The organism is Microbispora sp. ATCC PTA-5024, from assembly GCF_000511135.2.
GTDB lineage: Bacteria > Actinomycetota > Actinomycetes > Streptosporangiales > Streptosporangiaceae > Microbispora > Microbispora corallina.
This window is the reverse complement of the sequence record NZ_KI866528.1, coordinates 27,937-40,038: the sequence shown is the minus strand read 5'-3', so window position 1 is coordinate 40,038 and position 12,102 is coordinate 27,937. Positions and strand designations below refer to the sequence as shown.

Here is a 12,102-nt window from a genome sequence, read left to right as displayed (position 1 = left end):
GTACGGCCCGGGCCATGCGGTCTCGGCGTGGAGGCGGGCGGCGCGGCAGGACCGTGACGCCGTAGGGGCCGTCATGACACCCGGCGGCCTGCCGGGCCCCTCCGGCCACCCGCTCACCCGCCGCTCCTCAGCCCTGCGCCCGGTTCGCGGCCACCTGCTCGGCGACCTGCCGCGCCCAGGCACGCACCCGGTCCGGATCCCGGTAGTCGCCGCCGGTTCTCTCGGCGACCGCGGAGGCGAGGAAGCCCGTGGCGTCGCGGGCGAGCCGCCCGCCGAACGTCCGGTGCTCACGTGCGCCGAGAGCGGCCGACGCCCGGGCCGCCTGGGAGACCGGCGGGATCTCGGTCTCCTGCGCCGACCGGTCGAGCGGACCGCTGCTGAACAGCCACACCGGCCGTCCGGACAGCGCCGCGGCGTGCCTGCGGGCGAAGCGCCGGGCGTCCTTGTGCCAGCGTCCCGCGTACAGCGCGCCGCCCAGCACCACGGCGTCGTAGGCGGTCACGTCGCGAACCTCCGCGGCGTCCGCCACATCGGTCTCGAGCCCCTGGCCGCGCAGGGTGTCGCCGATCCAGCCCGCGATCTCCGCGGTCGAGCCTCGCTTGGATCCGTAGGCGACCAGCACCCGTGTCATGGCCGGACCTCCTTTCTGGGAAGACGTGTCGGCTGCAGCCTCCCGCCCCGGTCACCGGGCGGACAGAGGCTCAAGGCCCGTCCCCGTTCCTCTCGCCGTGGACCGAAAGTCCCACGATCACGGGACTTCGGGACGGCCGCGCCGTGCCGTACGGCTCCTGCGGCACGGGCCCCGCTCACGGTTTCTTTGAGGTGTCGAAGAAGAGAAGTCGTAAGAACCGAAAGGGGCCGGACATGGCCGTCACCGAAGGACGCAACCAGAGGAACCACCGCCTCCGCGACGCCGCCCCCGTCGTCGTCCCCGCCCCCCGCGTGAGCGGCGAGACGATCCCCGCCCCCGCCACGCGCCCGATCCGCTACGTGTGGGCCCTCGCCCGGCTCGCCCTCGGCTGGGTCTTCCTGTGGGCCTTCCTGGACAAGCTGTTCGGCTGGGGCCTCGCCACGCCCGCCGCCAAGGCGTGGGTCAACGGCGGCAGCCCGACCACCGGCTTCCTCAAGGGCACCGCGGACACGACCTTCGGCGGGCTGTTCACCGCCCTGGCCGGGCAGGCGTGGGTGGACTGGCTGTTCATGGCGGGCCTGCTGGGCGTCGGCGCCGCTCTCATCCTGGGGGTGGGCCTTCGCGTCACCGCCGTGGCGGGCGGGCTGCTCCTGCTGCTGATGTGGGCGGCCGAGCTGCCGCTCGACACCAACCCCTTCGTCGACGAGCACATCGTCTACGCCCTCGTCCTGGCCGGTCTGGCCCTGACCGGCGCCGGCGAGACCCTCGGCCTCAGCAGGTGGTGGGCCGCCACTCCCCTGGTCCGCCGGTTCCCCATCCTCAAGTAGGCCCCCGTCCGGCCTCACGGCCCCTCGGCTCCGGTGCCCGCCCCCCGCCCCCGGGGGCGGGCACCGGCGTGCGCGCGCACCTGCCCGCCGGCCGGCGGGCGGCGAACGGCCGGATCGTGGTCCACGGCGACATCGACGCCGCCCATGACTGATCACCAGGGCACGGGCGTTCCGTCCCAGGAGAAGAAGCCACCGGTGGGGCCGTCGTCCGGCAGTAGGGCCAGGCGGAGGGCACCCTGCGCGGCCTCGGCCGGGTCGCCGCCGGCAGCGGCGGCCCGGGGGTTGAGATCGGTGGCCCGCAGGCCGGGGGCGAGCGCGTTGACCTTGAAGCCGTCCTCGGCCAGCGTCTGGGCGTAGAGGACGGTGATGGCGTTGAGGGCGGCCTTGGACGACCGGTAGGCGGCGGCGCCGCTTCCCGGGGTGAACTGGGGGTTGGGGGTGGTGCTCCAGGTCAGCGACGCGGTGCCACTGGAGACGTTGACTATGCGCGGGCGCGGGGACCGGCGCAGGGCGGGCAGGAAGGCATCGGTCACCGCCACCACCCCGAACACATTGGTCTCGTATGTGCGCCGGTACTCCTCGACGCCGGTGTCGGTCGGCGGGGCGAGTGACGGCGAGATGCCGGCGTTGTTGACCAGCACGTCCAAGCGGTCCACCTGAGCCGCCGCCTGTGCGACGCCGTCGGGGTCTGTCACGTCGAGGACCAGCAGACGGGCCCCGGCTCCGATCTCCTCGACGGCCCGCTGCCCGCGCCCGGGGTCACGAGAGCCCACGTACACGGTGAGGCCCTCGGCGGCGAGCAGCCGGGCGATATGCTTGCCGATGCCTTTGTTGGCACCGGTGACCAGAGCTGTGCGTTCGTTCATGGCAACCACGCTTCCCTGGTCGTAAGTGCTCTGCCAGGGACAGCCTGTACCAGGCAGCGGGAGGAGGCGACGTGGCGCGGCAGGAGCTGGCCCACTACCTGCGGGACCGCCGGGCGGCCCTGCGTCCGCACGAGATCGGCCTGGCGGCGACGGGCACCGGCCGCCGCACACCGGGTCTGCGCCGCGAAGAGGTGGCGGAGCTCGCCCACATGTCGGTCGACTACTACACACGGCTGGAGCAGGCCCGGGGGCCGCGGCCATCGGCCCGGATCCTGGACGCGCTGGCCCGCGCGCTGCGGCTCACGCCGGCCGAGCGCAGCCATCTGTTCCGCCTGGCGGGTTCGAGCGCGCCGCCCGGCATCAGCGCCGTGCGGCGGGTGCGCCCGCACGTGGCCCGGATGCTGGAGCGGCTGCCGGAGACCGGTGCCATCGTCACTGACGCGGCGTACGACGTCGTCGCCTGGAACCCCCTGGCCCGGGCACTGCTCGGTGCCGGCCTTGGAGGCGGGACGACGAACCTGGCCCGACGCCGCTTCCTGGGCCAGGGGCGGATGTACGAGAGCTCCAGCGCCGAGGAATTCGGGCACATCGTGGTGGCGCGGCTGCGCCGGGCCGCGGACCGTTACCCGCATGACCCGCAGTTGGCCGCGCTGCTGGCCGAACTGCACGCCGGCAGTGAGGAGTTCCGGCAGATCTGGGAGGCGCGTCCGGTCCACGCTCCCGGGCACCGCACCAAGACCCTGGACCATCCGGAGGCCGGTGCGCTGCTGTTGAACTGCGACGTCCTGCTCGTGCCCGAGGATGACCAGGAGGTCGTCCTGATGACGGCCGACCCCGGATCACCTGCCGTGCGGGCCCTGCGCAGGCTGGCCACGCAGGCGACCTGAAACCACGCCTATCCGCGCTGGCTCGTAGCGGCGGGCATGTGCGGCTGAGGCCACGAAGACCTCCGGGGTGATGGAGACGGAATCTCCAACTTCCCGGAGGTCTTCTCGCTGGCGGGCTACTGCGGGGAGCGCCCGTAGTAGGCGGCCCGCATCAGCGCCTGCATGTCGTCCAGCATCGGCATGCGGGGATTCGCCGGCGCGCACTGGTCCTCGTACGCGTTGAGCGCCTGCTGCGGGAGCGCGTCGAGGAACGCCTGCTCGTCGACGCCGGCGCCGCGGAAGGAGGGCTCGATCCCGACCGCGTCGCGCAGGCGCTCGACGGCCGCGGCGAGGGACTCGACCCCCTCGGCCGGCGTGGCCGCCGGCAGGCCCAGCGTCTGGGCGATCTCCTGGAAGCGCTCGGGGGCCCGGTAGTCCTCGTACTTGGGCCAGCCCGACAGCTTCGACGGGACGGTGCCGTTGTAGCGGATGACGTGCGGCAGCAGGATGGCGTTCGTGCGTCCGTGGGCCACGTGGAAGGTGGCGCCGAGCGTGTGCGACATGGCGTGCACGATGCCGAGGAAGGCGTTGCCGAAGGCCATGCCGGCGATGGTGCCGGCGTTGTGCATCTTCTCCCTGGCCTCCGGGTCGGCGCCGCCGCGGGTGACCGCGCGCTCCAGGTAGCGGAAGATGATCCTGATGGCGTGGAGGGCCGGGCCGTCGGTGAAGTCGCTCGCGTAGACCGACACGTACGACTCGATGGCGTGGGTGAGGGCGTCGAAGCCGCTGTCGGCGGTGACCACCGCGGGCAGGTCGGCGGCGAGGACCGGGTCCACGATCGCGACGCTCGGGGTGAGCGCGTAGTCGGCCAGCGGGTACTTCTTGCCCGTCACGGTGTCGGTGATGACGGCGAACGGGGTGACCTCCGCGCCCGTGCCCGACGTGGTCGGCACGCACACCAGGCGGGCGAGCCCGCCCAGCGTCGGGAAGCGGAAGGCGCGCTTGCGGATGTCGAAGAACTTCTCCTTCATGTCCGCGAAGACGACCTCGGGATGCTCGTACCGCAGCCACATGACCTTGGCCGCGTCCATCACCGAGCCGCCGCCGAGGGCGACGATGGTGTCGGGCCGGAACGCGCGCATGAGTTCGGCGCCCTTGTCGACGGTCGCCACGCTGGGCTCGGGCTCCACGTCGTCGATGATCTGCAGGGCCACCCGCCCGGCCCGCCGCCGCAGCACGCCGGTGACGCGGTCGACGTACCCCAGCCGGGTCATCACGGCGTCGGTCACGATCGTGACGCGGTGCACGTCCCGCATGTCCGCCAGGTAGCGGATCGCGTTCGGCTCGAAGTAGATCTTCGCGGGGACCTTGAACCACTGCATGTTGTTGGTGCGCCGCCCGATCCGCTTGATGTTGAGCAGGTTGACGGCCGAGACGTTGTTCGACACCGAGTTGTGCCCGTAGCTGCCGCAGCCGAGGGTCAGCGAGGGCAGGAACGCGTTGTAGATGTCGCCGATGCCGCCCTGTGAGGCGGGGGCGTTCCAGATCACCCGCACCGCCTTGACCCTGACGCCGTACCTCTCGGCGAGCTCGGCGTCCTCGGTGTGGATGACGGCGCTGTGCCCGAGGCCGTCGAACTCGACCATGCGCTCGGCGAGGCTCAGCCCCTCCTCGTGGCCGCGGGCCCGCAGGACGGCGAGCACCGGGCACAGCTTCTCCCTGGTCAGCGGCTCGCGTGGGCCGACCTCGTCCACGGGGACGAGGATCAGGGAGGTGTCCGGCGGCACGGCGAACCCGGCCTGCCCGGCGATCCAATGGGGAGTGCGCCCGACGACGTCCGGGTTGAGCCTGGCCTCGGAGCAGGAGGCGCCGTGCGCCGTCACCCCGAACACGAACTCCTCCAGCTTCGCCTTCTCCTCCGGCGTCGCGACGTACGCGTGCAGCCGGGCGAACTCGGCCAGCGCCGCGTCGTAGATCTCCTCGTCGAGGATGACGGCCTGCTCCGAGGCGCAGATCATGCCGTTGTCGAACGTCTTGGACAGCACGACGTCGTGCACCGCCCGGCGCAGTTTGGCCGTCCGCTCGATGTACGCGGGGACGTTGCCCGCGCCCACTCCCAGGGCCGGCTTGCCGGCCGAGTACGCGGCCCTGACCATGGCGTTCCCGCCGGTGGCGAGGATGACCGACACGCCCTCGTGCCGCATGAGCGCGCCGGTCGCCTCCAGTGAGGGCTCCTCGATCCACTGGACGCAGTGCTCGGGAGCGCCGGCGGCGACGGCGGCGTCGCGGACGATCCTGGCGGCCTCGGCGCTGCAGCGCTGGGCCGCGGGGTGGAACGCGAAGACGACGGGGTTTCGCGTCTTCAAGGCCAGCAGGGCCTTGAAGATCGTGGTCGAGGTGGGATTGGTGACGGGGGTGACGCCGCAGACCACCCCGACCGGATCGGCGATCTCGACGATGCCGTCGATCTCGTCGCGTGACACGACGCCGACCGTCCTGAGCCCGGCCATGCTGTGGGTCACGTGCTCGCAGGCGAAGATGTTCTTGACCGCCTTGTCCTCGAACAGCCCGCGGCCCGTCTCCTCGACGGCGAGGCGGGCGAGCGCGGCGTGCCGGTCCAGCGCGGCGACGGACGCCTTCTTCACGATGTGGTCGACCTGCTCCTGCGTGAAGGACTCGTACTCCGTCAGCGCCTTCTGCGCGCCGGCCACCAGTGTGTCGATCGCGGCGTGCACGTCGGCGGGCAGGGCGGCTCCGCCCGGGGAGTCGGTCATCTGGATCACCTCGTGGGCTCGGACGGCAGGGTTGTCACCTCCATCGTCCTGAGGCCTGCGCGCCCGGGCCGCTGCGCAACGGCCTCTCTCCGGGGGACCAAGGTCATCGGTTTCCGGCGGCCGACGAGCGCACGCGGCGGCGGACCGGGCAAGGGCGGTCGGTCCCTCGATCCGGCGACGTAGGTCATCACCCGCCTGCCCCACCGGCCCTGTCGCGGACCGGCATGACCGAAAACACTGGCACCGTGAACACGACATCCGACTCTCACGCGGGTGTGGTGGAAACGAGAGGAAGGTGCGCCGTGAACTCTCCGTTCGCCACCCACGTCGCCTTCACCCGGCTGCTCTGCGCCGCCGGGCAGGCGCCCTCGGTGCTGAACACGCAGCCCTGGCGGATCAAGGCGGTCCGGGGGGAGTTCGCCGAGCTGCTGGCCGACCCCGACCGGCGGCTGCGGGTCGGCGACCCCCGCGGGCGGTCGCTGCACGTCAGCTGCGGCGCCGCCCTGTTCGACCTCCGGCTCGCCGTACGGACGGCCGGTCACCGGCCGCTGGTCTGGCTGCTGCCGAACGGCGCCGAGGAGCCCCGGCTCCTGGCCGCCGTCCGCGTGTCGGCGTCCGGACCGGCCTCCTGGCGGACCCGGGACCTCTACGAAGCCATCGCCCTGCGCCGCACCAACCGTGAGCCGTTCAGCGAGTGGCGGATCCCCGAGCACGTGCTCACCGACCTGCGGGACGCCGCCGCCCGCGAGGGGGCCCGCCTGGTCGTGCTCGGCCGCCGCGCCTCGGCCGGCCTGCTGGAGTGCGTCGCCGTCGCCGACGACGAGCTGGCCGGGGACGCCGCCTATCAGGCCGAGTTGCGGGCCTGGACGATGGGCGGAAGCCGGGGCGAGGGCCTGCCGACCTACGTCCAGGGACCGGCCTGTGCCGACGACCCGGCTCCGGTCCGGGACTTCGGGACGCACGGGGGGCGCGGGCCGGTCCGCTTCGAGCCCCGTCCGCAACTGGCGGTGCTCACGACCGCCGGCGACGGCCCCGCCGACTGGCTGCGCGCGGGCCAGGCGTTGCAACGCGTGCTGCTGACCGCGACCCTCCACGGGGTCTCGGCGTCGTTCCTCAACCAGCCTCTCGACCTTCGCGACATGCGCGGCCGCAGGGACCCCCACCACCGGGACGGCCACCTTCAGATGATCGTCCGGCTGGGGTACGGCCCCGTGGTCCCCCGCGCGCCCCGCCGTCCCCCTGCGGAGCTGCAGGAGACCGCCCCGGCCTGAGGGGTCTTCCGCGTCTAGGACGGGAGCGCCGGGGCGGACGGCGCCTCGGGTGCGCCCGGCAGGCGCGACCCGGTGGGCAGCAGCGGCCCGCACGCCGTGACCGCCGCCCCGTACGTCGCGGACAGCGCGTCGACGCGCTCGCCCTTGATGTCCAGGTTCACCAGGCCGTCCGAGGAGACCGCGACGTCGGGGAAGCCGGGCAGGCCGTGCGAGCGCATGCAGGCGCTGAACCGCCCGGCGCCCCCGGCGGGCTCCCGGGACGGGGCGGCGGTCGACTGCCGGACGCCCGCCGCGACGAGCGCGGCGAGGACGGTGGCGGCGAGGACCGCCGTTCTGATCGTCGATCCGGACATGGGGGTTGTCTCCGTTCTGCCGTTCGGGTGCGTTCACGGGTCAAGACAAGCCGCGGACCGGTTACCGGGCGGGAACGACGGCGGTTACCGCGATGTAACCGGCGGCCGTGCATGCTGGGGATCATGAGGGTGCTCTTGGTCGAGGACCACGAGGAGCTGGCGCACACGGTGGCCGCCGGGCTGCGCCGGGAGGGCATGGCCGTCGACGTGGCCCTCGACGGCGACGCGGCGCTCGTGCGCGCCTCGGTCAACCGGTACGACGTCGTCGTCCTCGACCGCGACCTGCCCGGCCGCCACGGCGACGACGTGTGCAGGTCGCTGGTCGCCTCAGGGCATCCGGCACGGGTCCTGATGCTCACCGCCGCCGCGACGGTCGACGACAAGGTCACCGGGCTGGGCATCGGAGCCGACGACTACCTGCCCAAGCCGTTCAGCTTCGCCGAGCTGGTCGCCAGGGTGCGGGCGCTGGCCAGGCGGACCACCCCCGCCCTCCCGCCGGTGCTCGTCCACGGAGACCTGCGCGTGGACCCGGCCACCCGCGTCGCCACCCGCGGCGGGCGCCGGCTGGGGCTGAGCCCCAAGGAGTTCGCCGTGCTGGAGCTCCTGCTGGCGGCGGGAGGCGCGGTCGTCTCCGCGGAAGACCTGCTGGAGCGCGGATGGGACGAGTTCGCCGACCCGTTCACGCAGACCGTCAAGGTGACGATCAGCCGGCTGCGCCGCAAGCTCGGCGACCCGCCGCTGATCGAGACCGTGCCCCAGGCCGGATACCGGATATGAGGCCGGCGGTACGGCTGCGCCTGACCCTGCTCTACGGTGGACTGTTCCTGGGAGCCGGTGCGCTGCTGATCGCCCTCGTCTACATCCTGGTCGAGTTCTCGCCCTTCCCCGTGGCCCCGGCCGCCCCTGGACCACCCGGCGGGATCGGCCCGTCCGTCCAGGCAGCGCCGACTGGACGGCCGGACAGCATGCGGCTGCTGGTCAACTCCGCGATCGCGCTGGCGGTCATGGCGGTCGCCGCGGTCCTGCTGGGGCGGCTCATGGCCGAACGGGTGCTGCGCCCGCTGGGCGAGATGACCGCCGCCGTGCGGCGCATCACCGCGGACCGCCTCGACAGGCGGCTGGCCGCCTCCGGCCCGGACGACGAGCTCAAGGAACTGGCCGACACCTTCGACGAGCTGCTGGACCGGCTGGAGGCCGCGTTCACCGCGCAGCGCCGGTTCGTCGCCAACGCCTCACATGAGCTGCGCACCCCCCTGACGCTGCAGCGGGCCATGGCCGAGGTCGCGCTCGCCGATCCGGAGGCGGACGCCTCGTCGCTGCGGGCCGTGCTGACGCGGATGCTGGCCGCGGGCGAGCACCAGGAACGGCTCATCGAGGCTCTGCTCACCCTGGCACGCAGCCGGCAGGGCCTGCACCACCAGGAGCCCCTCGACCTGGCGGCGATCACTGCGATCGCCCTCGATCGCCTCGGGAACCCGGAGCCCCGTGTGGAGTCCGCACTGCACCCGGCGCCCGCGTCCGGCGACGGCGCCCTCATCGAGCGTCTCGTCGCGAACCTGCTGGACAACGCCGTCCGGTACAACGTGCCCGGCGGGTGGATCAGGGTGGAGACCGCCGTGGTGTCCGGACGCCCCACCCTGACGATCACCAACAGCGGGCCGGTGATCCCGCCCGACCGGGTCGACCTGCTCCTTGAACCCTTCCAGCGGCTCGAGACCGCGAGGAAGGCCCGCGGCGACGGCCTGGGGCTGGGGCTGTCGATCGTGGCCGCCATCGCCGAGGCGCACCACGGCACGCTTGTGGCGCGTCCCCTCCCGGCGGGCGGACTCGAGGTGACCGTCGCCCTGCCCGGCCGGCTCACCCCGGCCGGTGCGGATTCCGCGTCCCGGGCGCCGGCCACGCGATCGTGACACTGCGGCGGTGATCAGGAGCACGCACGTCCCGCACCGCGTGTACGCCAGGCGGCCGGCGCCGGGACGACCCTCTCGGGCCCGCGTCAGGCGTCCCGCCAGCGGTGGAAGGCGGCGGCCTGGCCGACGAGGGCGCCGTCCGCGCCGAGGAGGTTCCACATGGTGAGGTCCTCCACCCAGAACCGGCGGCCCGATTTCGCGACGCGCAGGCCGCGGTAGCCGGTCGCGTACCCGTCCCGGGCGACCGCGTCCAGGAGTTCCTGCCGGCTCTCCCGGCCGCCGGGGAGGGCGGACAGCCGCGACGGCATGCCTACGAACTCCTCCCAGCCGTACTCGAAACACCGCTGGGCGATCCTGTTGGCGTAGGTGAAGAGCGGGTCGGGGCTCGCGTCGTGGGCCAGCAGCCCGAACGGGGCGTCCTCGTACAGCCATTCTCCCGTGGCCTCCGGGCGGCCGAGGGGCGTCCCGACGAGGCGCAGGTGGCACGAGGTCAGCAGGGCGTGGAATCCGGGGTCGATCACTGGGGTACCTGACGTGCCTTCCGGGTGGTGCCGTTCTCGCAGGCCAGTGTAGGAACCCCAGGTCAGGAGGGTGCGCGCGGGCCCGCCGGTCAGTCCGGCGGCGTCGCGGGCCCCTCCCCCGATCCCGCCGGTACGGCCGGGGAGGCCGTCCGCGCCTTCGGGCCCGGGCCGGCCATCAGCGCCGTGACGTCGTAGACGACGGTGGCGGCGGCGAGCGAGGTGACCTCCGCGTGGTCGTACGCGGGGCTCACCTCGACGACGTCGGCCCCGACGAGGGAGTCGCCGGGCAGGCCCCGCAGCAGGCGGAGCAGTTCGCGGGAGGTGAAGCCGCCCATCTCGGGGGTTCCGGTGCCGGGCGCGAACGCGGGGTCGAGGACGTCGATGTCGACCGACAGGTACACGGGCGCGTCGCCGACGCGCGTGCGGACGCGGTCCAGCACGCCCTCGACGCCGAGGAGGTCGAGGTCCCCCGCGCGGATCACCTGGAAGCCGAAGGCCGCGTCGTCGGTAAGGTCCTGCTCGTCGTAGAGCGGGCCGCGGATCCCGACGTGGATGGAGTGGTCCTCCACCAGGAGCCCCTCCTCGAAGGCCCGCCGGAAGACCGTGCCGTGCGTCCGCGACGCGCCGAAGTAGGTGTCCCAGGTGTCGAGGTGGGCGTCGAAGTGGACCAGGGCCACCGGGCCGTGCACCCGGTTGACGGCCCGCAGCAGCGGGAGGGCGACCGTGTGGTCGCCGCCGACCGTGATCAACCGGTGGCGGTCGGAGACCAAACCGGCGGCGTGCCGGTCGATCTGCTCCAGTGCCTCGTCGATGGAGAAGGGGTTGCAGGGCACGTCGCCCGCGTCGACCACCTGGACCCGCCGGTAGGGCGCCACGTCCAGGTCGGGATGGTAGGCGGGCCGCAGGTTGCGGGACGCCTGCCGCACCGCGGCCGGCCCGAACCGGGCGCCGGGACGGAACGACGTGCCGCCGTCGAACGGCGCGCCGAGCACGGCGACCGAGTAGTCCCGAACCTCGTCGACCCGGGGAAGACGGGCGAACGTCGGGCTGCCCGCGAACCGCGGCACCTCCGTCCCCGACACCGGACCCCGGATGCCGTCCCGCCCGTCCGCCGTGCCCATGGCGCCGCCCTCCGTCATGTCTCCTCGCTTCCGCCGCTCCGGCTCCCCGATCCCACTCCGTGTCACTCCACTCCGCGTCACTCCACCCCGCTTCACTCCACCACGGGCGGCGGGAAGGACCGCGGCGCCGGGTTCAGCGCGCGGACGTGCCGGGCGACCTCCCCCGCCGTGGCGATCCAGAGGGTGGGCAGGGACGTCATCATCTCGATGAGCTGGTCGAGCGCCCGCAGACGAGCCGACCGGCCGGACAGGAAGGGGTGGTTCGTCAGGGAGAAGCAGCCCCCGTCCTCGTGGATCGCGCGCAGTTCGAGCGACCACATCTCGAGCACCTTCGCCGGGCTCTCGATGATCCCCGACCCGAACACCTCGGGCACGTAGGCGTACTGCTCCCAGTCGTCCAGCGCCCAGTGCACCGGGATCTCGACCAGGGACCGCGCGCCCGGGCCGCCGTGCTCGGCCAGGAGGTACGGCACGTCGGAGTCCATCAGGCTGCTGTCGTACTCGAACCCGCGGTCCAGGAGGAGGCCCGGGGTGGCGTACGTGGTCTCCCACATCGGCGCGCGATACCCGGCGGGCCGCAGCCCCGCGACCCTCTTCAGCGCGGCCAGGCCCCGGTCGAGCATCGCCCCCTCCTCCTCGGCCGACATGCCGCGCACCGACTCGTGCAGGTAGCCGTGATGGGCGATCTCGTGCCCGGCGTCGGCGATCCTGCCGATCAGCTCGGGGTAGCGCTCGGCCGTGTAGCCCGGCACGTAGAACGTGGCGCGCAGGTCGTGCCGCCGCAGCAGCCGCAGGATCCTCGGCACCCCGGTCAGCGGGCCGTACGCCTGGTGGGACATCACCGACAGGCGCGTCGCGCTGCCGGGGTCGGCGGTCAGGACGACGGCCTCGGCGTCCAGGTCGAAGCTGAGCACGGCCGCGGCGGTCGCGTCCCCGGGCCAGGCGACCGGGTCGGCGGGGCG

At 73.3% G+C, this 12,102-nt stretch carries 12 protein-coding genes; 5 read left to right on the top strand and 7 right to left on the bottom strand.

The genetic code is table 11. The features are described from left to right. Positions 1-127: 127 nt before the first annotated feature. Entirely contained in the window at positions 128-631 is a 504-nt protein-coding gene (locus MPTA5024_RS37145) for a flavodoxin domain-containing protein (protein WP_036333107.1), read from the bottom strand. Positions 632-864: 233 nt separating this feature from the next. Between MPTA5024_RS37145 and MPTA5024_RS37140 the strand changes: the two genes are divergently transcribed. Then, positions 865-1,458 (top strand): hypothetical protein, encoded by a 594-nt coding sequence (locus tag MPTA5024_RS37140; protein ID WP_084370322.1) that lies wholly within the window; start codon positions 865-867, stop codon positions 1,456-1,458. Between the two features lie 152 nt (positions 1,459-1,610). Here MPTA5024_RS37140 and MPTA5024_RS37135 read toward each other — a convergent pair whose 3' ends face one another. Then, a complete protein-coding gene (locus MPTA5024_RS37135) occupies positions 1,611-2,324 on the bottom strand; it encodes an SDR family oxidoreductase (RefSeq protein WP_036333105.1) in 714 nt (237 codons plus the stop codon). A 71-nt stretch (positions 2,325-2,395) separates the two neighbouring features. On the opposite strand from MPTA5024_RS37135, the gene MPTA5024_RS37130 reads away from it, so the two are divergent. Next, positions 2,396-3,211, top strand: coding sequence for a helix-turn-helix transcriptional regulator (locus MPTA5024_RS37130; protein ID WP_036333103.1), 816 nt, complete (start codon positions 2,396-2,398; stop codon positions 3,209-3,211). Positions 3,212-3,327: 116 nt separating this feature from the next. Here the strand turns inward: MPTA5024_RS37130 and adhE are convergent, their stop codons facing one another. Continuing rightward, the gene (gene adhE, locus MPTA5024_RS37125; protein WP_036333627.1) at positions 3,328-5,964 is read right to left on the bottom strand and encodes a bifunctional acetaldehyde-CoA/alcohol dehydrogenase; all 2,637 of its coding nucleotides are present in this window, start codon (positions 5,962-5,964) and stop codon (positions 3,328-3,330) included. A gap of 302 nt (positions 5,965-6,266) precedes the next feature. Between adhE and MPTA5024_RS37120 the strand changes: the two genes are divergently transcribed. Continuing rightward, positions 6,267-7,235, top strand: coding sequence for an Acg family FMN-binding oxidoreductase (locus tag MPTA5024_RS37120; protein ID WP_036333101.1), 969 nt, complete (start codon positions 6,267-6,269; stop codon positions 7,233-7,235). Positions 7,236-7,249: 14 nt separating this feature from the next. Here the strand turns inward: MPTA5024_RS37120 and MPTA5024_RS37115 are convergent, their stop codons facing one another. Continuing rightward, positions 7,250-7,588, bottom strand: a complete 339-nt coding sequence (locus tag MPTA5024_RS37115) for a hypothetical protein (RefSeq protein ID WP_036333100.1) — start codon at positions 7,586-7,588, stop codon at positions 7,250-7,252. A gap of 123 nt (positions 7,589-7,711) precedes the next feature. On the opposite strand from MPTA5024_RS37115, the gene MPTA5024_RS37110 reads away from it, so the two are divergent. Beyond that, positions 7,712-8,365 (top strand): response regulator transcription factor, encoded by a 654-nt coding sequence (locus tag MPTA5024_RS37110; RefSeq protein WP_036333624.1) that lies wholly within the window; start codon positions 7,712-7,714, stop codon positions 8,363-8,365. Beyond that, on the top strand, positions 8,362-9,498 hold the full coding sequence (locus MPTA5024_RS37105; protein ID WP_036333099.1) for a sensor histidine kinase: 1,137 nt from the start codon (positions 8,362-8,364) through the stop codon (positions 9,496-9,498). The genes MPTA5024_RS37110 and MPTA5024_RS37105 overlap by 4 nt, the downstream gene beginning before the upstream one ends. Positions 9,499-9,584: 86 nt before the next feature. Here MPTA5024_RS37105 and MPTA5024_RS37100 read toward each other — a convergent pair whose 3' ends face one another. The 3 genes from MPTA5024_RS37100 to MPTA5024_RS37090 all read right to left on the bottom strand — a co-directional run. Then, positions 9,585-10,019, bottom strand: a complete 435-nt coding sequence (locus tag MPTA5024_RS37100; protein ID WP_036333098.1) for an MEKHLA domain-containing protein — start codon at positions 10,017-10,019, stop codon at positions 9,585-9,587. Between the two features lie 89 nt (positions 10,020-10,108). Continuing rightward, a complete protein-coding gene (gene speB, locus MPTA5024_RS37095; protein WP_063794866.1) occupies positions 10,109-11,158 on the bottom strand; it encodes an agmatinase in 1,050 nt (349 codons plus the stop codon). 74 nt (positions 11,159-11,232) lie between these two features. Continuing rightward, a partial coding sequence (locus MPTA5024_RS37090) for a polysaccharide deacetylase family protein (RefSeq protein WP_198167644.1) occupies positions 11,233-12,102 on the bottom strand: 870 nt, incomplete at its 5' end.

Excerpts from the sequence above, each read along its gene's own strand:
- MPTA5024_RS37110 (WP_036333624.1), top strand. The coding sequence starts at position 7,712 with ATGAGGGTGCTCTTGGTCGAGGACCACGAGGAGCTGGCGCACACGGTG.
- MPTA5024_RS37115 (WP_036333100.1), bottom strand. The coding sequence starts at position 7,588 with ATGTCCGGATCGACGATCAGAACGGCGGTCCTCGCCGCCACCGTCCTC.
- adhE (WP_036333627.1), bottom strand. The coding sequence starts at position 5,964 with ATGACCGACTCCCCGGGCGGAGCCGCCCTGCCCGCCGACGTGCACGCC.
- MPTA5024_RS37145 (WP_036333107.1), bottom strand. The coding sequence starts at position 631 with ATGACACGGGTGCTGGTCGCCTACGGATCCAAGCGAGGCTCGACCGCG.
- speB (WP_063794866.1), bottom strand. The coding sequence starts at position 11,158 with ATGACGGAGGGCGGCGCCATGGGCACGGCGGACGGGCGGGACGGCATC.
- MPTA5024_RS37105 (WP_036333099.1), top strand. The coding sequence starts at position 8,362 with ATGAGGCCGGCGGTACGGCTGCGCCTGACCCTGCTCTACGGTGGACTG.
- MPTA5024_RS37135 (WP_036333105.1), bottom strand. The coding sequence starts at position 2,324 with ATGAACGAACGCACAGCTCTGGTCACCGGTGCCAACAAAGGCATCGGC.
- MPTA5024_RS37140 (WP_084370322.1), top strand. The coding sequence starts at position 865 with ATGGCCGTCACCGAAGGACGCAACCAGAGGAACCACCGCCTCCGCGAC.